Genomic DNA, 19,672 nt, shown 5'->3' with positions numbered 1-19,672 from the left:
CGCCGATGCTGGCCGATGGTAGTGGCTCGCACGGGCGTGGTGACGGGTCCGGCCCCGGGGGCCCTGCCGGGCGGACGCCCGACCGCCCCGTTCGAGCCGCGTCCGGGCACACGACAGGCGCCGTGGTTGCGGAGCGCTCCGCAACCACGGCGCCTGTCGTTCCCTATGCGGTTGTACAAGCCCGAGCCGTCTCCCCGAGTGGACGGCGCCGGGCGGCTCTGCGGGGCCTCGCCCCTAGCTTTCCGCCAGGATGTGCGAGAGCTCCTGATCCAGATCGAAGTGGCGGTGCTCCGTGCCCGGGGGCACGGCGGCGTCAGTCCGCTTCAGGAACGACTCCAGGGCCCGCGCCGGGGCCTCGAGCAGTGCCTCGCCCTCCGGGGAGCTCAGGGCGATGCACACGACGCCCTGACCGTGACTGCGCGACGGCCAGACTCGGACGTCGCCGGTTCCGGTGGGCCGGTGGAGGCCCTCCGCGAGGAGGTCGCGGGCGAACACCCACTCGACGGTCTCCTCGGCTCCGGTGTGGAAGGTGGCGTGCACGGCGTAGGGGTCGGCCGTGTCGTACCGCAGGCCTGCGGGGACAGGCAGGGAGGACTCGCTCGACACAACGAGGCGCAGGTGCAGCTCGCAGCTGACCGTGGTGTTCATAAGCGCCAGGGCCTTTCGCTCAGTGTGCGCTCGGGGATTCGCACGTCGGCGAAATCGACATGCCACCTACGGTGCCGTTGTAAACCCCTCTGAGTGTTTTGCGTGCCTTTACGTAACTCTTCCGGCCGAGAACCCGTTCGCGAGGTACGACCATTCCGGTGACCGGTTTCTCTCCGGTAGGGTTTGGCTGTATGAATACGGGGAGTGACGAGCCGGGCGAGGTTGCCGTGGCACCTGACGAGGCCGGCAAGAAGACGGACGGCGCCGCCGCGGAGGGGGCGCAGGACGAGCGGGGGCTCGGTTCCAAGGCGCCGGAGTTCATCAAGAAGCGGCGGCTGCTGCACCTGAGCTGGCAGGTCTGCATCTTCGTCATCGGCCTCGCGGTCGTGGTCGCCGGCATCATCATGCTGCCGCTGCCCGGGCCTGGCTGGGTCGTGATCTTCGGCGGCATGGCGATCTGGGCGACCGAGTTCGTCTGGGCCCAGCTGGTGCTGCGCTGGACCAAGCGCAAGGTGACCGAGGCGGCCCAGCGCGCCCTCGATCCGAAGGTGCGGCGGCGCAACATCACACTGACGGTGATCGGCCTCGTGATCGTGGCCGCGATCCTCGCCGTCTACCTCTGGAAGTTCGGCTTCGAGATGCCCTGGAACATCAAGGACCAGTGAGGCGCGGGAGGGGTGCCGGGACCGGTCCTGGCTGGTCACAGGCATCCCCTGACATGGGGTAATGTTCTTCCTGCGTCCGGGCGATTAGCTCAGTGGGAGAGCGCTTCGTTCACACCGAAGAGGTCACTGGTTCGAACCCAGTATCGCCCACCCGGACCGACGGCCCGTCCGCGAGATCGCGGACGGGCCGTCGGCGTGTGCGCGGCCCGCGCGAGAGCCGGCGGGCTCTGATCCGTTCCGCGTGACCGTCCGCAGCGGCGCCTCCTCGCGGCCCGTCCTTTTCCGGCCGTACGCCGATGTGGTGCGGCAGTCCGCTTTCCGTTCGGCCCGTCGACCCCAGGTCTCTCACCTGGGACGTCGTCAGTTCTCCCGTGGGGTCCGGCCGTTGATCGCGTCAAGCCCTCTCACCACACTCACAAGAAATTCCTGTCCGAATCATTGACGCACCACCGGGCCCTCCGTAGCTTGTGCCAGCAAGCGCTTACTTGAAACGATTCATGCAGGCGGCGACGCTGCGGGGAGGGGCCCGACTGTGGGAACCAGCAGGAATGTTGAGAGGCGTACGATCCTGAAGGCGGCCGGGGCCACAGCGGCGACGCTGGGGCTGGCCGCGACGACGGGGTGCGGCGGGGACAGCGGCAGTTCCGGAGACGGGAATGTGACACTCCGTTATGCGTGGTGGGGTGGCGAGCCGCGCACCATCGCCATCAAGAAGACGATCGCGCTCTTCGAGAAGAAGTACCCGAAGATCAAGATCAAGCCTGAATTCACCGACTACGCCGCGTTCTGGGAGAAGTTCCAGACCCAGGCCTCCGGCGGGAATCCGCCGGACGTTTTCCAGAATGCGGTCGGTTTCCTGCGCAAGTACGACCAGCGCGGTGTTCTGCTGGATCTCAAGACGCAGGCGGACGCCGGGAATCTGAGCCTGGACAACTTCCGCAACGGCGTTCTGGCGAACGGCCAGGTCGACGACAAGCAGCTCGCCATCCCCGTCGGCGCCAACACCATGGCGCTCGTCATCGACCTCAACGCCTTCAAGAAGGCGGGCGTGGAGGCGAAGTTCGGCTGGACCTGGGACGAGTACTTCGACGCCCTCCAGACCGTCCAGGACAAGCTGAAGATCGCCGGTGACACCGGTTACTTCGGCATCATGTACCTCTACGACCTGTACCTGCGCCAGAACGGCAAAGCGTTCTTCACCGACTCCGCTCTCGGCTTCACCGAGGACGACCTGACGCAGTGGTGGTCGGACGGCTACAAGCGCGTGAAGTCCGGGCTCGTCGCCGACCCCAAGAAGATCGAGCAGGTCGCGCCCAAGTCCGGTCTCTCCGCGGGCCTCGCCGCCTCCGAGTTCACCTGGGACAACTTCTCCATCCGCTACGAGGGCGAGGGCGAGTCGGACTACGGGCTCGCGCCGATCCCCACCACGGACGGCAAGCAGACCGGCCAGTACCTCGGGTCGCTGATGCTGAGCGCCTTCGCGGGGACCAAGCACCCCAAGGAGGCCGCCCAGTTCATCGACTTCATGGTCCACGACCCCGAGGTCGGCAAGATCATGGGCTACGACCGGGGCATCCTCGCCACGACCGAGCAGTACGACGCCTTCACGCCCACCGACGCCAACAACAAGGGCGTCAAGGCGTACGAGGAAGAGGTCGCCAAGGCCGGGGTGCTCGGGAAGATCACCCCGCACCCGTCCGGCGCCGACGTCGTCGAGGCGGCCTTCCTGCGCATCGGCGCCGAGATCGCCCAGGGCAAGACCAAGCCCGCCGACGGGGCCAAGACGCTGTTCAGCGAGGCCAAGGCCGCGTTCGCGGGCTGAGGGGACGTACCACCATGACGCTCGTCAAGGAAGCGCCCGTGCGCCCGGCCGGGAAGCGGCCCGCCGCTCCCGCCGCCGGGCGGCGCGGGCGGCGCCGGGAGAACCTCGTCGGCTACCTCTTCATGTCGCCGTGGATCGCGGGATTCCTGCTGCTCACGGCGGGGCCGATGATCGCGTCGCTGTACTACGCGTTCACCCGGTACAACCTGTTCACGCCGCCCCAGTGGGTGGGCCTCGACAACTTCACCACGATGTTCCAGGACCCGCGCTGGCAGAAGTCGGTGGAGGTCACGCTCAAGTACGTCGTCGTGGCCACCCCGCTGAAGCTGCTGCTGGCGCTCGGCGTGGCGCTGCTGCTCGCGCAGAGCCGGCGCGGGCAGGGCCTGTACCGGGCCGCGTTCTACATGCCCTCGCTCATCGGGGCCAGCGTCTCCGTCGGCTTCGTCTGGCGGGCGCTGTTCTCGGACGACGCGATCGTGGACCGTACCCAGAAGATCTTCGGCATCGACGTGGGCGGCTGGATCGGCAACCCGGACTACGTCCTGTACTCCCTGGTGGCCCTCAGCATCTGGCAGTTCGGCGCGCCGATGGTCATCTTCCTGGCCGGTCTCAAGCAGGTCCCCAGGGAGTTGTACGAGGCCGCCGAGGTGGACGGCGCGGGTCCGTTCCGCCGGTTCTGGAACATCACGCTGCCGATGATCTCCCCTGTGCTCTTCTTCAACGTGCTGCTGGAGTCCATCCACGCGTTCCAGGTGTTCGGCTCCGCCTACGTCGTCTCCGACACCCGGTGCGGGCCGGCCGACGCCACCCTCGTCTACACCTGCTACCTCTACCAGAAGGGCTTCAAGGAGGCCCAGATGGGCTTCGCCGCGGCGATGGCCTGGACGCTGGTGATCGCGGTGGCGCTGGTCACGGCGGTCCTGTTCTGGTCGCAGAAGAAGTGGGTGCACTACGAGGAGGCCGCCAAGTGACCACTGTGACCAGCCCCGTCGTACGCACCGCGAACGAGCGGCGGCGCTTCGGATCGATCGCCTGGCACCTCGGCGCGCTCGTCATCCTGGCGGTCATCCTGTACCCGGTGATCTGGGTGCTCGGTGCCTCGTTCAAGCCGAGCAAGGACATCATCGCCAGCATCGACCTGCTGCCGGCCAAGCCGGTCTGGGCGAACTTCTCCGGGCTCGCCGACGGCATCTCCGGCATCTCCATCGGCAGCTTCTTCACCAACTCGCTGATGTACGCGGGCCTCGCCGTGGCCGGTGTGGTGATCTCCAGCTCGCTGACCGCGTACGCCTTCGCCAAGATCCGCTTCGCCGGGCGGAACCTGCTCTTCACTCTGATGATCGGCACCCTGCTGCTGCCGTACCACGTGCTGCTGATCCCGCAGTACGTGATGTTCCGCAAGCTGGAACTCGTCGACACGCTGGTGCCGTTGGTGGCGGGCAAGTTCCTGGCCACGGAGGCGTTCTTCGTCTTCCTGATGGTGCAGTTCATGCGCGGGCTGCCGCGCGAGCTGGACGAGGCCGCCAAGCTCGACGGCTGCGGGCACCTGAGGACCTACTGGTCGATCGTGCTGCCGCTGTGCCGCCCGGCCCTCATCACCAGCGCGATCTTCACCTTCATCAACGCCTGGAACGACTTCATGGGGCCGTTGATCTACCTCAACACCCCCTCCAAGTACACGGTGTCGCTGGGCCTGATGATGTTCCGCGACCAGGAGGGCATCTCCAACTACGGCAGCATGATCGCGATGTCGCTGGTGGCGCTGATCCCGGTCATCGCCTTCTTCATGGCCTTCCAGCGCTATCTCATCGACGGCATGGCGACTTCCGGACTGAAGTGAGGCGGTCACCATGGCGCAAGCACGTGTGAAGGCCCGCAGGGCGACCGTGTTCGGCGGGGAGCGGTTCGCGGTCTTCGCCGAGGCACTCCTCACCGGCGTGTGGATCGCCGTGGCCTGTCTCGGCGTCGTCACCTACCCCGCGGCCTTCGCGGCCGGCGCCCGGCATCTGCGGCGCCGAACCCGCCACGAGGCAGGTGGCTGGCGGGAGTTCGTCGCGGACTTCCGTACGGCCGTCCGCCGCGGGTGGCTCGTCGGGGTCGCCGGGTGGGCCGCGGCGGCCGCGGTCTGGGTGGACGTCCAGGCGGCGCGGGCAGGGATCCCCGGCGGCCCGTTCGTCGGGGCCGTAGGACTGTTCGCACTGCTCGCCCTCGCGGTGGCCGGGCTGCGCGCGGCGGCGGTCTGGACCCCGGACGCCTCCTGGCGCGCGCTGCTTGCGGACGCCGTACGCCGGACCCTGCGCGACCCCGCCGGGTCCTTCCTGATCGTCGCCGGGCTGGCCGTCGTGGCCCTGTCCGCCGGGTTCGTCGCACCGCTGGCGGTCCCGGTCCTCGGGGCGGTCGCGGCGGCGGCCGTCGCCGTGGAGGAACGCTACCGGCACCGCTGACGGGCGGTGCCCCCGACCAAGGTCGGCGCCTCAGGGCGCCGTACCTCTCTCTGTCATGCCCCTGACCATCTGTACGTGGAAAGGAAAGGTCATGTCCCCGATCCCCCGCAGGTCCATCCTCAAGGCGGCCGCCGTAGCCGGTGCCGCCGCGCAGTTCAGCTGGGCGCTGGGAGCCAAGGACGCGCAGGCCGCGCCGAGAGCCGCCGAGGCCGACGACAGCCCCGTGACCCTGGACTGGCTGGAGGACGGCGGCCTCGGTGCCGCGCCCGGCTCCACCGTCGGCGTCCCCTGGCCGAAGGGCACCTACCCGCAGGACCAGAAGTTCGCGGTCAAGGACGCGGACGGCAAGGACGTCCCCGTCCAGTCCTGGCCGATCGCCTACTGGCCCGACGGCTCCCTCAAGTGGACCGCCCACGCGGTCAGTTCGGGCAACGGCAAGCTGTCGCTGAGCGCCGGCGAGGCCGCCGTACCCGACAAGAAGGTCACCGTCGACAAGAGCGGCGGCGCCATCACCGTCTCCACCGGCGTCATCACCGCGAAGATCGGCAAGTCGGGCGCGACGATCGTCAAGTCGGTGACGCGCGGCTCCACCGAGATCGCCAAGAACGGGCGGCTGGTGCTGATCCGCCAGCCCGAGATCGAGGACGAGGACCAGGGAGCCGTCAAGACGGAGCGCTTCGAGGGCGCCATCTCCTCCGTGACCGTCGAACAGGACGGCCCGGTACGGGCGGTGGTCCGCGTCGACGGCAAGCACCGCAAGGGCGGCCGGAGTTGGCTGCCGTTCTCGATCCGCCTCTACTTCTACGCGGGCGCCGACTCCTTCCGCATGGTGCACACCATCACGTACGACGGTACCCAGGAACCCGGCAAGGCGAGCGGCGACTTCATCCGTGGGCTCGGTGTCCGCTTCACCGTGCCGATGCGGGACCAGTCCTACGACCGGCACGTGCGCATCGGTGGCGAGGGCACCGGACTGCTGCGCGAGGCGGTCAAGGGCATCACCGGTCTGCGCCGCGACCCCGGTGCCGCCGTGCAGGCCGCCCAGTACGCCGGCCAGAAGCTGCCCGACCCGGCCACCTGGGACCAGCGGGTCACCACCCGGCTCCAGTACATCCCCGAGTGGGGCGACTACACCCTCTCCCAGCTCTCCTCCGACGGCTTCACCCTGCGCAAGCGCACCAAGAAGGGACACGGCTGGATCGGCGCCGGCGGCGGCCGGCGGGCCTCCGGCTTCGGGTATGTCGGCGGCGTGAGCGGCGGACTCTCCTTCGGGCTGCGGGACTTCTGGGAGCGGCACCCCTCCCAGCTCGACATCCGCGACGCCCAGACCGACGAGGCCGAGGTCACCCTCTGGCTCTGGTCACCCGAGGCGCAGCCCATGGACCTGCGCTTCTACCACGACGGCATGGGCCAGGACACCTTCGCCGAACAGCTCCAGGGCCTGGAGATCACCTACGAGGACTACGAGCCGGAGTTCGGCACGCCCTACGGCATCGCCCGCACCTCCGAACTCCTCTTCTGGGCCAACGAGTCGACGCCGACCCCGCAGGAGCTGGCCCAACAGGTCGAGGCCGTAAGGGTGTTGCCCCAGCTCGCCGCCCCGCCCAAGCAGCTCATCAAGGCGAAGGTCTTCGGCCCAGGCCTGTACTCCGAGCCCGACCGGTCCACCCCGGCCAAGGCGAAGATCGAGGACCACCTCGACTTCCTCTTCACCTACTACAAGGACCAGGTGGAGCAACGCCGTTGGTACGGCTTCTGGGACCACGGCGACATCATGCACACCTACGACACCGTCAGGCACCAGTGGCGGTACGACATCGGCGGCTACGCGTGGGACAACTCCGAGCTGTCGCCGGACCTCTGGCTGTGGTTCGCGTACCTCAGGTCGGGCCGCGCGGACATCTTCCGGTTCGCCGAGTCCATGACCCGGCACACCGGCGAGGTCGACGTCTACCACCTCGGCAAGTGGGCCGGACTCGGCACCCGGCACGGTGTGCAGCACTACGCCGACAGTGCCAAGCAGCAGCGCATCGCCAACACGACGTACCGGCGCTACTACTACTTCCTCACCGCCGACGAGCGTGTCGGTGACCTCATGCACGCCAACGTCGACTCCGACGAGACGTTCCTCGTACTGGACCCGATCCGCAAGATACGCACCGAGCCGTACACGCCCGACCGGCACGCGCTGTCGATCGGCTTCGGCACGGACTGGAGCGGGCTCGTCTCGGCCTGGCTGACCGAGTGGGAGCGCAAGGGCCCCAAGTGGGAGAAGGCCAAGGCGCGTGTGCTGTCGACGATGGAGACCATCGCCGCCCAGCCCAACGGGTTCGTGCAGGGCAGCGGGCTGTACGACCTCGACACCGGCCGGTTCGCGGTCGCGTCGGCGCCGGTCGTCGGGGTCTCGCACCTGTCCGCCGTGTTCGGGCTCAACGAACTGTGCGCCGAACTCATCGACCTCGTCGACATGCCGAAGTTCAACGAGGCCTACTTCGACTACTGCCGGTACTTCAACGCGACGAAGACCGAGCAGGCGGCGCGGTACGGGTCCAACTTCGGGACGCTGCTGCTGTTCCAGGGGCACTCGCGGCTCGACGCGTACGCCGCGGTGCGCACGGGGGACGAGAAGCTCGCCAAGCGGGCCTGGGAGAAGTTCTACAACTCCGACGGGTACAAGGAGTCCGCGCCCTGGAAGACGGAGGCGTTGAGCGGTCCGGTGGCGTTGGTGGCGGGTAGTGAGGCGGCCTGGGTGTCGACGAACGACACCGCGCTGTACGGGCTCGCCGCCATCGAGAACCTGGCGCTTCTCGGGGACAAGATGCCGTAGGGGCTTGTGCGGTGGGGAACTGCGCGGCCGTTGTGGCTGGTCGCGCAGTTCTCCACCGCCCCGAGTCAGCTCATCTTCCCCAGGTTCTCCCGTATCCGTCGGACATCCCTGAGGCGCTTCTCGTACGTCGCTCCCAGCGCCAGCAGCAGGAGGCCGGCCAGGGCCGGGGGCACCCAGCGGGGGAGGGCGTCCGTCACCTGGACTATGTACGGGGCCAGTTCGTGCAGGGCGTCCAGGGTGAGGACCGTGCCGCCCAGGACCAGGGGGGCCTGGAGGTGGTGGCGGGCTCCTGCCAGGGTGACCAGCAGGGCCGCTGCGCCCAGCAGGAGGGGGCGCGTCCAGTGCGGGTCGCCCCAGGCCGCGAAGAGGCTCGGGACCAGGGTGACGGCCAGGCCGGGGGCGTACGCCGTCCAGGACGAGGTCCGCGGGTCGCGGCGGTGGCGCAGGGCGCCGACGAGCAGTGCCGGGATCGTGACCGGGAGCGTGTACGCCTCTGGGGCGGCCACGTCCCAGGCCGACAGGCGTACCCAGGTGGCCAGGACGAACAGGGCGGTGGCCGCGTAGCCGACGGGGCGGCGGTCGGTGCGGATCGCCGTGGCCGCCGTGATCACTCCGCACAGGGCCAGGACCGTGGCCAGCAGGGGCGGGTCCGTGGCCGCCAGCGCGATGGCGAGCAGCCCGGCCGAGGCTCCGGCCACCTCGACCGGCACGGTCGCCTTCGAGTCACCCAGCCGCCAGGCGAGGAGCGCGGCGGCCGCGGGGACCGTGAGGACCAGCAGCGCGGTGTGGGCCGGTGGCCAGTCCGCGGCGGCACCGGTCGCGACGGCGAGCGCGGCGCCGTAACCGAGAGCGGTCGGGGCCGTGAAGGGGGCGAGCCGCCAGGAGGCCGCCGTGAACAGGGCGATCAGGGCGCAGAGCACGAGGAGGGTCGCCGTCTGGGAGGCCAGGGCGAGGAGGGCGAGGCTCGCGGAGGTCACCAGCGCGAGGAGGAGGGCGGGGAGGTGCCGGCGTAGCAGGACGGCTGTCGCGAGGAGGCCGGCTGTCACCGCGGCCTGGATCAACAGGCTTGCGGAGTAGGGGAGTTCGAGTACCGCCGGGAGGGTCAGGGCCGCGGCCCAGGACAGGCCCAGTGCCCCGGTCAGAGCCTTGGGGCGCCAGGTCGCGTCCCGTACCGCCAGGGCGAGCACCGCCGCGAGGGCCGCCAGGACGAGCGGGGCCGCCTCCGAGTGCGGGGGCCAGGCCAGATCCGCGGTGACCGCCGTACGGGCGTCCGACGGGGTGCCCGTCCAGACGCGGGAGGCCCAGGAGAGCGGGCCCAGTACGACGATCCCGACCACCGGCACGGCCCACAGCAGGGTCAGCGCCTGTACGGCTCCGGAGGCCCAGGCCAGGCCCCGGCGCACCGCGTGCGGCAGCCGGTCGAGACGGAGCGCCGCCAACAGGGCGACGGCGAAGGCGAGATGGGCCGGGGCCGTCCACAGTTCGGGCAGCACGGATCGTGCCGTGCCGCCGAGAGCGGCGACCGCGAGCAGCCCGGAGACGACGGCCAGACCCGTGGACCAGCCCGCGCCGGAGCTGTCCGGGTCGGTGGCCCGGCGTTCCGCCGGACGGACACCGTGCCAGGCGGCCGCCAGCGCGGTCGCGCTCGCGAAGAGGAGGAGCGCCGCCGCACGGGCGGCGGCGCTCGGGCCGGAGGCCGACCAGGTCAGCCAGCCGGCGGCCAGTACGCCCCAGGCACCGGTGCCGTACGCGCCGATGGCGGCGATCACCCGTACGGAAGCGGTGCTCATCCGGAGCGCCACAGTCGTGTCGAGCGCCGCCGTCACCAGGAGCGCGGCCGTGAGCCCGTAGGGACCCGCGTCGACCGCGATCGCCCAGCAGAGCAGCGGGAGTTGGGCCGCGACCAGGGCGGCCGGGCGGGGCAGACGCAGTGCGGAGGCAGCCGGCAGGACGCCGTACGCCATCCAGAGCGCGGCCAGGAGCGCCGACGCGAGCGCCGTGTAGGGGGCGCCGGAGGCTCCCGCGAACGCCACCTCGTGCAGGGCGTACGCGTCCAGCACCGTCAGCGCGAGACCCAGGCCCGCCACCGACTCGGCCGTCGACCGCAGCCCCCGCTTCAGCAGGAGCAGCGGAGCCCCGAGCGCCGTCACCGTGACCGCGCCGAGCACCAGGGACCGGCCCGCGATGCCCAGGTGACCCCAGCTGACCAGCGTGAACACCATCGCCGCGACCGTGAGCAGAACACCGCCGAGCACCAGGAGCAGGTTCTGCACGCTGGGTGCGCTCGCCTCGGGGCGAGGGGATGCGGCGGCGCGGGCGCCGGGCGTCGGCCGGGGCGCCGGCCACTTCGGCTGGAGCGCGGCGACCAGCCAGGCCCGTCGGTTCAGCAACTGGGCCCTGCGGGCGTCGAGTTGCCACAGCTCGGCGTCGATGAGCCGAAGCTCCTCGGCCGGGGGCGGGATGTGCGTCATGCCCTGAAGTGTGGGCTGGGTCACGCCACGCGACATGAGTACGGGTACTCAAAACGTACTCGGATCCGATGCCAGACTCTCTCCATGGACTGGACCCGATACCGCTTCCGCAGCCTGTGGTCCCTGCCCGCGAAGCCCGCCGCGGTCTACGCCGCACTGGAGCGCGCCGAAGAGTATCCGCGCTGGTGGCCCCAGGTGCGCGAGGTCCGCAGGATCGACGACACCAGCGGTCTCATCACGATCCGCGCCAGCTTGCCGTACGCCCTCGTCTTCACCGCGCGCGAGGTGCGGCGCGACCCGGCGGCCGGGGTGCTGGAGATCGCGATGACCGGCGACCTCGACGGCTGGGCGCGCTGGACCATCACCGCCGACGGCGACGGCACCCTGGCCCGCTACGACCAGGTCGTCGAGGTCAACAAGCCACTGCTGCGCCGGCTCGCCGTGCCGGGACGGCCGGTCTTCCGGTTCAACCACCGGCTGATGATGCGAGCCGGACGGCGCGGTCTCGCCGCCCACTTGGAAGCGGTTTGAAGGAAACCCGCGGGGACCTGTATTGTTCAGTGCGTTCCCGGGCGATTAGCTCAGTGGGAGAGCGCTTCGTTCACACCGAAGAGGTCACTGGTTCGAACCCAGTATCGCCCACCGGGAAAAGCCGGTCCGTCTCAGACGGACCGGCTTTTTTGTGCCGCCCTTCTGCATGCCGCGCTACGCCGCCGCCGGCATGTCCGGGCGCAGCGGCCACGCCGGATCCACCGACTCGTCCGAGCCGCTGCGGGCGAACCAGGCCTGGAGGCCGCGCGCCTGGGCCGCGTGCCACACCGCCTGGAGGTTGTGCAGTTCGGGGGGTGCCAGGCGCTCCAGCCGGGCGGCGAAACGGCGGCCCACCGCCCGTACGACGTCCAGCGAGGCCTGCGCGTCGGCCGCCGCGTCATGGGCGCCCTCCAACTCGACGCCGTAGTGCGCGCACAGGTCGGTGAGGGTGCGGCGGCCCTTGCGGTAGCGGTCCAGATGCTTGTCGAGGACCCGGGGATCCAGCACCAGCAGCGGTGCGGAATCGAACCAGGTGTCCAGGGAGGAGGCGCGATGGCGGCGCAACTCCCGGTCCAGGAGCGTCAGATCGAACGGCGCGTTCATCACCACCAGCGGACGGCCCGCCACGGCCTGCTCCGCCAGCACCTCGGCTATCTCGAACATCACCGGTGACGGCCAGCGGCCGTTGCGCTGGAGATGCTCGTCCGTCAGTCCGTGCACCGCCGTCGCCCCGGCGGGCACCGGCACACCCGGATTGATCAGCCAGCGGCTCACCCGCGGCCGGGTGCCCGCCGCGTCCTGGACGACGACGGCGGCCGACACGATCCGGTCGGTCTCGACGTCAACGCCCGTGGTCTCGGTGTCGAAAGCGGCCAGGGGCCCTTCGTACCAGCACGTCATACCTACACAACCCCTCGTTCACCCACGGCAGCTGACGCACCGTCTTCTGCCTGTTTGGTGATACCCGGGCTGTTTGCGCCGTACGCCGGAAGGACACAACAGGAGTACGGGTCTTTGCAGTTCAGCGGCCCGGTGCGGGATTCATCTGGCCCCTGTGCGGGCATGTCACTTTGCTTGGAAGGCTGTTGGTCATGGCGATAGCGCAGCCCGAGCGGGGCGGGCTGCTGCCCGAACGCACGGGCACTCTTCGCGGCACGCTCGCCACCACCGCCTGCATGGAGACCCTGCAGGTGGGCTATCTGCACGCCGTCGCGGCGGCGGCCGGCTGCTCATTGTCCCAGCCCTTTCCGGACAACGGCATCGACTGGCACGTCAGCCACGGCTCGCCCGGACACACCGTCGACGACGAGGTCACCATCAAGGTGCAGCTCAAGTGCACCTACCAGATCGCGCCGAATCCCCCCGGCCGCTTCTTCTCCTTCACGCTGGACAACGACCATCTGCGCAAGCTCGCCCGCACACCGGTGTCGGTCCACAAGATCATGGTGGTCATGCTCGTCCCGAGATCCCAGGACGACTGGCTGCGCGCCAGCCACGACCGCCTCGACCTCAGACACTGCTGCTACTGGGTCAACCTGGCCGGCCACCCGATCACCGGCCGCAACCGCACCACCGTGCGGATACCGACCACACGCATCTTCGACGACCGGGCGCTGTGCGAGATCATGACGCGGGTCGGGACGGGAGGCAGACCATGACCCACCGGCCACTGGAGGAGCCACTGCGTGCGGTACGACCCCATCCGGAGGCCCACTGGGACCGCTCCCCGACCCCGGACGAGGTCGACCCCGCCGTCCTGAGCGCCCTGCTGCACCGGCACGGCTGGCAGCGGCGCGGCGGCGCCCCCGGCCGGTACGGCCGCTGGACCCCACCAGGACCGGGCACGAGCGGGACCAGCCTGCTCGTGCCCGAGAGCCGCGCCTTCCCCGACAGCGAGGACCTCCTCGGCGAGGCCCTCGTCGCGCTGTCCCGCAGCGGCACGCCCTCCGCGCGCGAGGTGCTCGTCGGCCTCGCCGTGCCCAGCGACGAGATCCGCTGGTGGCGGGACGTCCCGACCGGCCCGGCCGACGCCACGCCCTGGACCGTCGAGGAGCAACTGCGCACCGCCGCCCGCCAGACCCTTCTCGCCGGCGCACTCGCCACCCGCGCGCGGGCCGGCTACTACGGCGCCCGTTACCGTCGTACGGCCGCCGCCGCGCTGGAGAACGTCCTGGTCGGCTCGGCCGCCGGGGGCCGCAGGCTCACCGCCTTCGTGCCCGTCGGCACCGGGCGCCCGCTCGCCGTCCGCCTCCACCAGGCGCTCTACGCCACCCGCGAGGCCATCGACTACCAGCGGGCCACCGGCGGCATGGACGCCTTCGACGGAGCCGTCGAGGCGGGCGTCAGCCGGGAGCTCACCGAAGCGCTGATCGCCCTGGTGCGCGGCACGGAGGGGGCACGCATCGCCGTCGAGTGGGCGCCCGCGATCGGCGTCCCGGAGGGGTGCGCGGCACCCACCGAGGCCGTCGAGTTCTCGCCGGGCGACCTGCCCGTGCTGCGCGAGGCCGGGGCCCGCTTCCTGCGCGAGGAACCCTCCGTCCCGGTCCGGATCACCGGCACGGTCGTGCGGATGCGCAGGTCGGGGCCGCGCGGTGACGGATCGGTACGGCTGCGGGTGATCGCCGGTGCCGAGATCCCGCATCTGCGGGTGACCCTGGACGAGGAGGCGTACCGGATCGCCGGGCACGCCCACCTCGTAGGACTGCCGGTGCGGGTGCACGGCCGGCTGGAGAGCCGGGGCGGCTTCCGCAGGCTCACCGGAGCCACCGGTGTGGTGCCCGTGCAGGTCGACGAGGCCGAGCGGGACCGGCTGATGAAGTCCCTCCAGGAGAACCTGGACTTCTTCGAGGAGGCCTGCGAGGGGTCGTACGAAGGGGACTGATTTCGCGGAGGTGGGTGCCGGGTCGGTACGATCGCCTCTTGCGCGCGCTCCCGGTATGGCGCCGCACTCCACCTTCAGTCAGGAGAGACCGGTGTCAGACGTCCGTGTGATCATCCAACGCGATTCCGAGCGGGAAGAGCGCGTGGTGACGACGGGCACTACGGCCGCCGAGCTCTTCGCCGGCGAGCGCTCGATCATCGCGGCGCGCGTGGGCGGCGAACTCAAGGACCTGGCGTACGAGCCGGGCGACGGCGAGACCGTCGAAGGCGTCGAGATCTCCTCCGAGGACGGTCTCAACATCCTGCGCCACTCCACCGCGCACGTCATGGCGCAGGCCGTGCAGGAGCTCTTCCCCGAGGCCAAGCTGGGCATCGGCCCGCCGGTCAAGGACGGCTTCTACTACGACTTCGACGTCGAGAAGCCGTTCACGCCCGAGGACCTCAAGGCCGTCGAGAAGAAGATGCAGGAGATCCAGAAGCGGGGGCAGAGGTTCTCCCGCCGTGTGGTGACCGACGAGGCCGCCCGCGAGGAGCTCTCCGACGAGCCGTACAAGCTCGAACTGATCGGCCTCAAGGGCTCCGCGTCCTCGGACGACGGCGCGGACGTCGAGGTCGGCGCCGGCGAGCTGACGATCTACGACAACCTCGACGCCAAGACCGGCGAGCTGTGCTGGAAGGACCTCTGCCGCGGTCCCCACCTGCCCTCGACCCGCAACATCCCGGCGTTCAAGCTGATGCGCAACGCGGCCGCCTACTGGCGCGGCAGCGAGAAGAACCCCATGCTCCAGCGCATCTACGGCACCGCGTGGCCGACCAAGGACGAGCTGAAGGCGCACCTCGACTTCCTCGCCGAGGCCGAGAAGCGCGACCACCGCAAGCTGGGCTCCGAGCTGGACCTGTTCTCGATCCCCGAGCAGATCGGCTCCGGCCTCGCGGTCTTCCACCCCAAGGGCGGCATCATCCGCCGGGTCATGGAGGACTACTCGCGCCGCCGCCACGAGGAGGCGGGCTACGAGTTCGTCTACACCCCGCACGCGACGAAGGGGAAGCTCTTCGAGACCTCGGGCCACCTGGACTGGTACGCCGACGGCATGTACCCGCCCATGCAGCTCGACGAGGGCGTGGACTACTACCTCAAGCCCATGAACTGCCCGATGCACAACCTGATCTTCGACGCGCGCGGTCGCTCGTACCGTGAACTGCCGCTGCGCCTCTTCGAGTTCGGGACTGTGTACCGGTACGAGAAGTCGGGCGTGGTGCACGGCCTCACGCGTGCGCGTGGCTTCACGCAGGACGACGCGCACATCTACTGCACCCGTGAGCAGATGTCCGAGGAGCTCGACAAGCTGCTCACCTTCGTCCTGGAGCTGCTGCGCGACTACGGCCTGGAGGACTTCTACCTGGAGCTGTCCACCAAGGACCCGGAGAAGTTCGTCGGCTCCGACGACGCCTGGGAGGAGGCCACGGAGACGCTCCGCCAGGTCGCCGAGAAGCAGGGCCTGCCCCTGGTCCCGGACCCGGGCGGCGCCGCGTTCTACGGCCCGAAGATCTCCGTCCAGGCCAAGGACGCCATCGGCCGCACCTGGCAGATGTCGACGATCCAGCTCGACTTCAACCTGCCCGAGCGCTTCGAGCTGGAGTACACGTCTCCGGACGGCTCCAAGCAGCGCCCGGTCATGATCCACCGCGCGCTGTTCGGCTCCATCGAGCGGTTCTTCGCGGTGCTCCTGGAGCACTACGCGGGCGCCTTCCCGGCGTGGCTGGCCCCGGTCCAGGCGGTCGGCATCCCGATCGGCGACGCGCACGTGGAGTACCTGGAGAAGTTCGCCGCGGCCGCGAAGAAGCGGGGGCTGCGGGTCGATGTGGACTCCTCCTCGGACCGGATGCAGAAGAAGATCCGCAACGCCCAGAAGCAGAAGGTGCCCTTCATGGTCATCGCCGGCGACGAGGACATGTCGGGCGGCTCGGTGTCCTTCCGCTACCGCGACGGCTCCCAGGAGAACGGCATCCCGTTCGACGAGGCCATCGCGAAGATCCTGAAGGTCGTGGAGGAGCGGGCGCAGGTCTGATGCTCTCGAACGCCGGGGCCCTCGGGGAGTTCAGCTTCCCGGGGGCCTCTCGTCGTCCTCCCGCGCGAACACCTGGAGCAGCCAGGAGGCGAAGGTTCCGGTGACCGCGCCGAGCAGGGCCAGGCCGATGGCCATCACGCCGACCGCGATCAGCCGTCCGAGCGGGGTGACCGGGGCGACGTCGCCGTAGCCGACGGTGGCCAGGGTGGCGCAGGTCCACCAGACGGCGTCGCCGAAGGTGCGCATGGTGGTGCCGGGGGCGCCGTGTTCCTGCTGGTAGACCGCGAGGGCTCCGGTGAAGCCCAGCAGGAGGGTCGAGAGACCGGCATACACGATCACGCGTGCGTGCAGCGCGAGCCGGGGGCGTCCGTGCCGGTGCTGTACGGCCTCGTAGACCTTCACGACCCTGAGGGGTCGCAGCAGGGGCAGGATCAGGACGAGGGTGTCCAGCCAGTGCGTCCGTACGAAGCGGAGCCGCTGTCCGCTGAGCCGCCAGCGTACGGCGTAGTCGACGGCGAACATCGCCCAGGCGGCCAGGGTCACCGCCAGGCAGAGGGCCCGCGGGCCGTCCGGGAGGCCGTGGGCCAGGACCCGGGTCGCGTACGCGGCGAGGAAGGCCAGCGAGGCGACGGCGAGGGGGAACTCGGTGCGCCGCTCCCAGTGGACGCCTCGGTGGGCGGTGCCGTGAGCCTCGTGCCGGTGACCCCCGGGACCGCTCTCGGCGGGGCGAGTGCCGCTGTCGTCGTCCACCCGCTCAGCTTCGCGCGGCCCTGTTTTCCCGCAACCCCGCCGACACGGCGCGAACGGGCGAAGCCATATGCTGCACTTCATGACGAGTGAGCCGGAGCAGCAGTGGGGAGTGGGGACGCAGGACGCGTTCCAGCGTCTGTGGACACCCCACCGGATGGCCTACATCCAGGGCGAGAACAAGCCGACCGGCCCGGGTGCCGGCGACGGTTGCCCCTTCTGCTCGATCCCGGCCAAATCCGACGAGGACGGCCTGATCGTCCGACGCGGCACGCTGGTGTACGCGGTGCTCAACCTCTACCCCTACACCGGCGGCCACCTCATGGTCGTGCCCTACCGTCACGTGGCCGACTACACCGACCTCACCGAGCCGGAGACCGCCGAACTGGCCGCGCTGACCAAGCAGGCGATGACCGCGCTGCGTACGGCGTCCGGGGCGCACGGCTTCAACATCGGCATGAACCAGGGCACGGTCGCGGGCGCCGGTATCGCCGCCCATCTGCACCAGCACATCGTCCCGCGCTGGGGTGGCGACACGAACTTCATGCCGGTCGTCGGCCACACCAAGGTGCTGCCCCAACTGCTGGGCGACACGAGGAAGATGCTGTCGGAGGCCTGGCCGACGGCCTGATCAGGCACCGAAGGGGGGTCTGGGGGCACAGCCCCCAGGGACCGCACCCCAGACTCACCCGCACCCCAGACACCCGCACGCAAAGCCCACCCGCACGCAAAGCCCGCCCGAACCGCCGGAGGCCTACGCGTCGTAGAGGTCGGCCTTCCGCGGCGAAGCGTCCTGCACCGCGGTGCTGAGGAACGCCGAGCGGTTGCCGAACTTCTCCGTGTCCACGCCGTTCTCCGCGAGGACCCGGATCGCCGCGGAGTGCACGACCCGCAGCACCGGAGTGGCCGCGCGCAGCGCGTCGTCGGCCATGAAGCGGTGGCGCCACGGCTTGTCCGCCCAGGCGTGCCGCAGGCCGAACGGCTCGGGCAGGGCGAGCGAGCCGCCGAGCCAGTTGAGCAGCGGGGGATACCAGGTCAGGGGCGCCCGGGCGGCGAGCCGGACCACCTCGTCGGCGTCGACCAGCGGGAGCTTGATCTTGCGGGTCTCCCAGAACCGGATCGACTTGGCGACTTCCTTCTCCTTGGCCTCCGGCTTCGAGGTGAACAGTCCGTGCACCGGGCCCAGCGCGTGCCCGGTGACCTCGATGCGCAGTGTCTCGTGCAGGACGGTCACCGTGATCATCATGGTGAGGACCAGCTGGCCCTCCCACAGGGTCCACTGCACGCCCAGGTAGTGCCGGTCGCCGCCGCCGAACTGCTGCTTGTTGCAGATGTCCTGTATCGCGTGCGTCTTGACCTGGTACGCGTCCACGTCGGTGCCCCCGGGCCGGGACACCGCCTTCGCGCCCTCGGCGACCGGGGTGACGACCCAGTGCCGTATGGAGGGCTTCGGGAAGCCGCCGGTGTTGATGGTGTTGCGCTCCAGCATGCGCAGCTGGTCGTGGATGGAGCGGATCACGTCCCAGCTGCGGAAGGGGTGGATCTCCCGGCTCGGGTCGGCGGAGACCAGGTCCTCGGCGAGCTGCCAGCTGCCCCAGCGGGTGCCCATGCCGAGTATCCCCTTGGGGCCGGCGTAGAAGACCGAGTTGGACTGCTGCTCGGCGCTGAGCTTGGCGAGGGACTGGCGCAGCTGCTCGGCCGCGGTCTCGCCGGGGCTGCTCGGCACCGCCTCGGGCACCTTGGCGCCGACGCTGCTGCCGGCGAGGAGGCTGTCCCAGCGGCCCCGGAGGTCCTTCGCGGTGCGCTCGCAGATCTGCTTGGCCCAGAACCAGCCGACCACGGGCAGCACCACGCACGCGCGTGCGTACCAGGCCCAGAACCCGCCGAACGGCATCTTGATCAGGAAGAGCAGGGCGAGCGCGCCCACCGCGACCAGCAGCGCGGTGGCGAGGGCGCCGGCCTGCTTGTCCTCGCGCTTGGCGATGTTGGTGCGCAGGGTGAAGACCAGCAGCCAGATCAGCAGGCCGGGCAGGAAGAGGACTCCGCACAGCACCATGACGGCGCTCAGCCAGTTGTCCCGGTCCCGGCGGATGTTGTTCGCCGCGAGGCAGTGCTCGACCACGACCTGCGGCTCGGCGCCGAAGGACTGGATGAGGGGTTTGCGGCCCGCCCCGAGCATGCGGCCGACCACGGCCGTGGAGAAGGCCTCGCCCAGGTTGGGGCGGAAGATCTTGGCCCACTTGCGGCCGCCCTTGACGGCCGATTCGTGCCATTCGTTGTTGGCCTTGAGTATCTCCTCGACCGGGTTGTCGCGGTAGGCGGCCGACGCCAGCGCGAACGTCGCCGTCTGCGCCTCGTCGCCGGTACGCGGCACCTGCGGACCGAAGATGTCGCCGTAACCGCTGTCAACGGTCATTCCCGCCCCCGATCGCCGCCGGTGTCACCCACTGCGGCCTTCCCGACTTCCTTGCTTCGCACACCTGTTGATCAGGTCATCAGCGTATCTGTCGGCACTGACATTAGTCGGCGGACGGCCGAAGGCGCCCGCCGATTCGGAGGGGAGCGTTC

The 19,672-nt window shown here is 70.1% G+C and carries 16 protein-coding genes and 2 tRNA genes; 13 read left to right on the top strand and 5 right to left on the bottom strand.

From position 1 onward, the window contains the following. Positions 1 to 234: 234 nt before the first annotated feature. A complete protein-coding gene (locus G3I78_RS40490) occupies positions 235 to 648 on the bottom strand; it encodes an SsgA family sporulation/cell division regulator (RefSeq protein WP_004002642.1) in 414 nt (137 codons plus the stop codon). 191 nt (positions 649 to 839) lie between these two features. On the opposite strand from G3I78_RS40490, the gene G3I78_RS40485 reads away from it, so the two are divergent. The 7 genes from G3I78_RS40485 (at position 840) to G3I78_RS40455 (ending at position 8,406) form a co-directional block, all read left to right on the top strand. After that, on the top strand, positions 840 to 1,313 hold the full coding sequence (locus tag G3I78_RS40485) for a TIGR02611 family protein (RefSeq protein ID WP_164434313.1): 474 nt from the start codon (positions 840 to 842) through the stop codon (positions 1,311 to 1,313). A 78-nt stretch (positions 1,314 to 1,391) separates the two neighbouring features. Beyond that, positions 1,392 to 1,463 (top strand) — tRNA-Val (locus G3I78_RS40480). Positions 1,464 to 1,845: 382 nt separating this feature from the next. Then, on the top strand, positions 1,846 to 3,135 hold the full coding sequence (locus tag G3I78_RS40475; RefSeq protein ID WP_164434312.1) for an extracellular solute-binding protein: 1,290 nt from the start codon (positions 1,846 to 1,848) through the stop codon (positions 3,133 to 3,135). A gap of 14 nt (positions 3,136 to 3,149) precedes the next feature. Beyond that, on the top strand, positions 3,150 to 4,106 hold the full coding sequence (locus tag G3I78_RS40470) for a sugar ABC transporter permease (RefSeq protein WP_164434310.1): 957 nt from the start codon (positions 3,150 to 3,152) through the stop codon (positions 4,104 to 4,106). Next, positions 4,103 to 4,975 (top strand): carbohydrate ABC transporter permease, encoded by an 873-nt coding sequence (locus G3I78_RS40465; RefSeq protein WP_164434307.1) that lies wholly within the window; start codon positions 4,103 to 4,105, stop codon positions 4,973 to 4,975. The genes G3I78_RS40470 and G3I78_RS40465 overlap by 4 nt, the downstream gene beginning before the upstream one ends. Positions 4,976 to 4,985: 10 nt before the next feature. Beyond that, entirely contained in the window at positions 4,986 to 5,579 is a 594-nt protein-coding gene (locus G3I78_RS40460; protein WP_203616168.1) for a hypothetical protein, read from the top strand. Between the two features lie 91 nt (positions 5,580 to 5,670). After that, the gene (locus G3I78_RS40455) at positions 5,671 to 8,406 is read left to right on the top strand and encodes a Tat pathway signal sequence domain protein (RefSeq protein ID WP_164434306.1); all 2,736 of its coding nucleotides are present in this window, start codon (positions 5,671 to 5,673) and stop codon (positions 8,404 to 8,406) included. 65 nt (positions 8,407 to 8,471) lie between these two features. Here the strand turns inward: G3I78_RS40455 and G3I78_RS40450 are convergent, their stop codons facing one another. After that, positions 8,472 to 10,877, bottom strand: a complete 2,406-nt coding sequence (locus G3I78_RS40450) for a hypothetical protein (RefSeq protein ID WP_239158350.1) — start codon at positions 10,875 to 10,877, stop codon at positions 8,472 to 8,474. Positions 10,878 to 10,961: 84 nt separating this feature from the next. Between G3I78_RS40450 and G3I78_RS40445 the strand changes: the two genes are divergently transcribed. Continuing rightward, positions 10,962 to 11,408: an SRPBCC family protein gene (locus G3I78_RS40445; RefSeq protein WP_164434302.1), complete on the top strand. Its 447-nt coding sequence runs from the start codon at positions 10,962 to 10,964 to the stop codon at positions 11,406 to 11,408. A 39-nt stretch (positions 11,409 to 11,447) separates the two neighbouring features. After that, positions 11,448 to 11,519, top strand: a tRNA-Val gene (locus G3I78_RS40440). A gap of 63 nt (positions 11,520 to 11,582) precedes the next feature. Here the strand turns inward: G3I78_RS40440 and G3I78_RS40435 are convergent. Next, positions 11,583 to 12,308, bottom strand: a complete 726-nt coding sequence (locus tag G3I78_RS40435; protein WP_164434300.1) for a 3'-5' exonuclease — start codon at positions 12,306 to 12,308, stop codon at positions 11,583 to 11,585. Between the two features lie 191 nt (positions 12,309 to 12,499). Between G3I78_RS40435 and G3I78_RS40430 the strand changes: the two genes are divergently transcribed. From G3I78_RS40430 to thrS, 3 genes are all read left to right on the top strand, one after another. Further along, positions 12,500 to 13,066 carry a DUF4365 domain-containing protein gene (locus G3I78_RS40430; RefSeq protein WP_164434298.1) on the top strand — a complete coding sequence of 189 codons (567 nt, stop codon included), beginning with the start codon at positions 12,500 to 12,502 and terminating at the stop codon, positions 13,064 to 13,066. Next, positions 13,063 to 14,289, top strand: coding sequence for a hypothetical protein (locus tag G3I78_RS40425; RefSeq protein ID WP_164434296.1), 1,227 nt, complete (start codon positions 13,063 to 13,065; stop codon positions 14,287 to 14,289). The genes G3I78_RS40430 and G3I78_RS40425 overlap by 4 nt, the downstream gene beginning before the upstream one ends. Positions 14,290 to 14,380: 91 nt before the next feature. Further along, a complete protein-coding gene (gene thrS / locus G3I78_RS40420) occupies positions 14,381 to 16,357 on the top strand; it encodes a threonine--tRNA ligase (RefSeq protein ID WP_164434294.1) in 1,977 nt (658 codons plus the stop codon). A gap of 30 nt (positions 16,358 to 16,387) precedes the next feature. On the opposite strand, the gene G3I78_RS40415 is transcribed toward thrS, so the two are convergent. Then, entirely contained in the window at positions 16,388 to 16,978 is a 591-nt protein-coding gene (locus G3I78_RS40415) for a potassium channel family protein (RefSeq protein WP_239158353.1), read from the bottom strand. Between the two features lie 196 nt (positions 16,979 to 17,174). Between G3I78_RS40415 and G3I78_RS40410 the strand changes: the two genes are divergently transcribed. Continuing rightward, positions 17,175 to 17,735: an HIT domain-containing protein gene (locus G3I78_RS40410; protein ID WP_164434290.1), complete on the top strand. Its 561-nt coding sequence runs from the start codon at positions 17,175 to 17,177 to the stop codon at positions 17,733 to 17,735. A gap of 123 nt (positions 17,736 to 17,858) precedes the next feature. On the opposite strand, the gene G3I78_RS40405 is transcribed toward G3I78_RS40410, so the two are convergent. After that, the gene (locus G3I78_RS40405; RefSeq protein WP_164434288.1) at positions 17,859 to 19,520 is read right to left on the bottom strand and encodes a DUF1705 domain-containing protein; all 1,662 of its coding nucleotides are present in this window, start codon (positions 19,518 to 19,520) and stop codon (positions 17,859 to 17,861) included. Between the last annotated feature and the right edge of the window lie 152 nt (positions 19,521 to 19,672).

This window comes from Streptomyces sp. SID13726, assembly GCF_010548375.1.
Classification (GTDB): Bacteria; Actinomycetota; Actinomycetes; order Streptomycetales; family Streptomycetaceae; genus Streptomyces.
The sequence above is the reverse complement of the archived record's forward strand: the minus strand, read 5'-3'. Positions and strand labels throughout refer to the sequence as shown.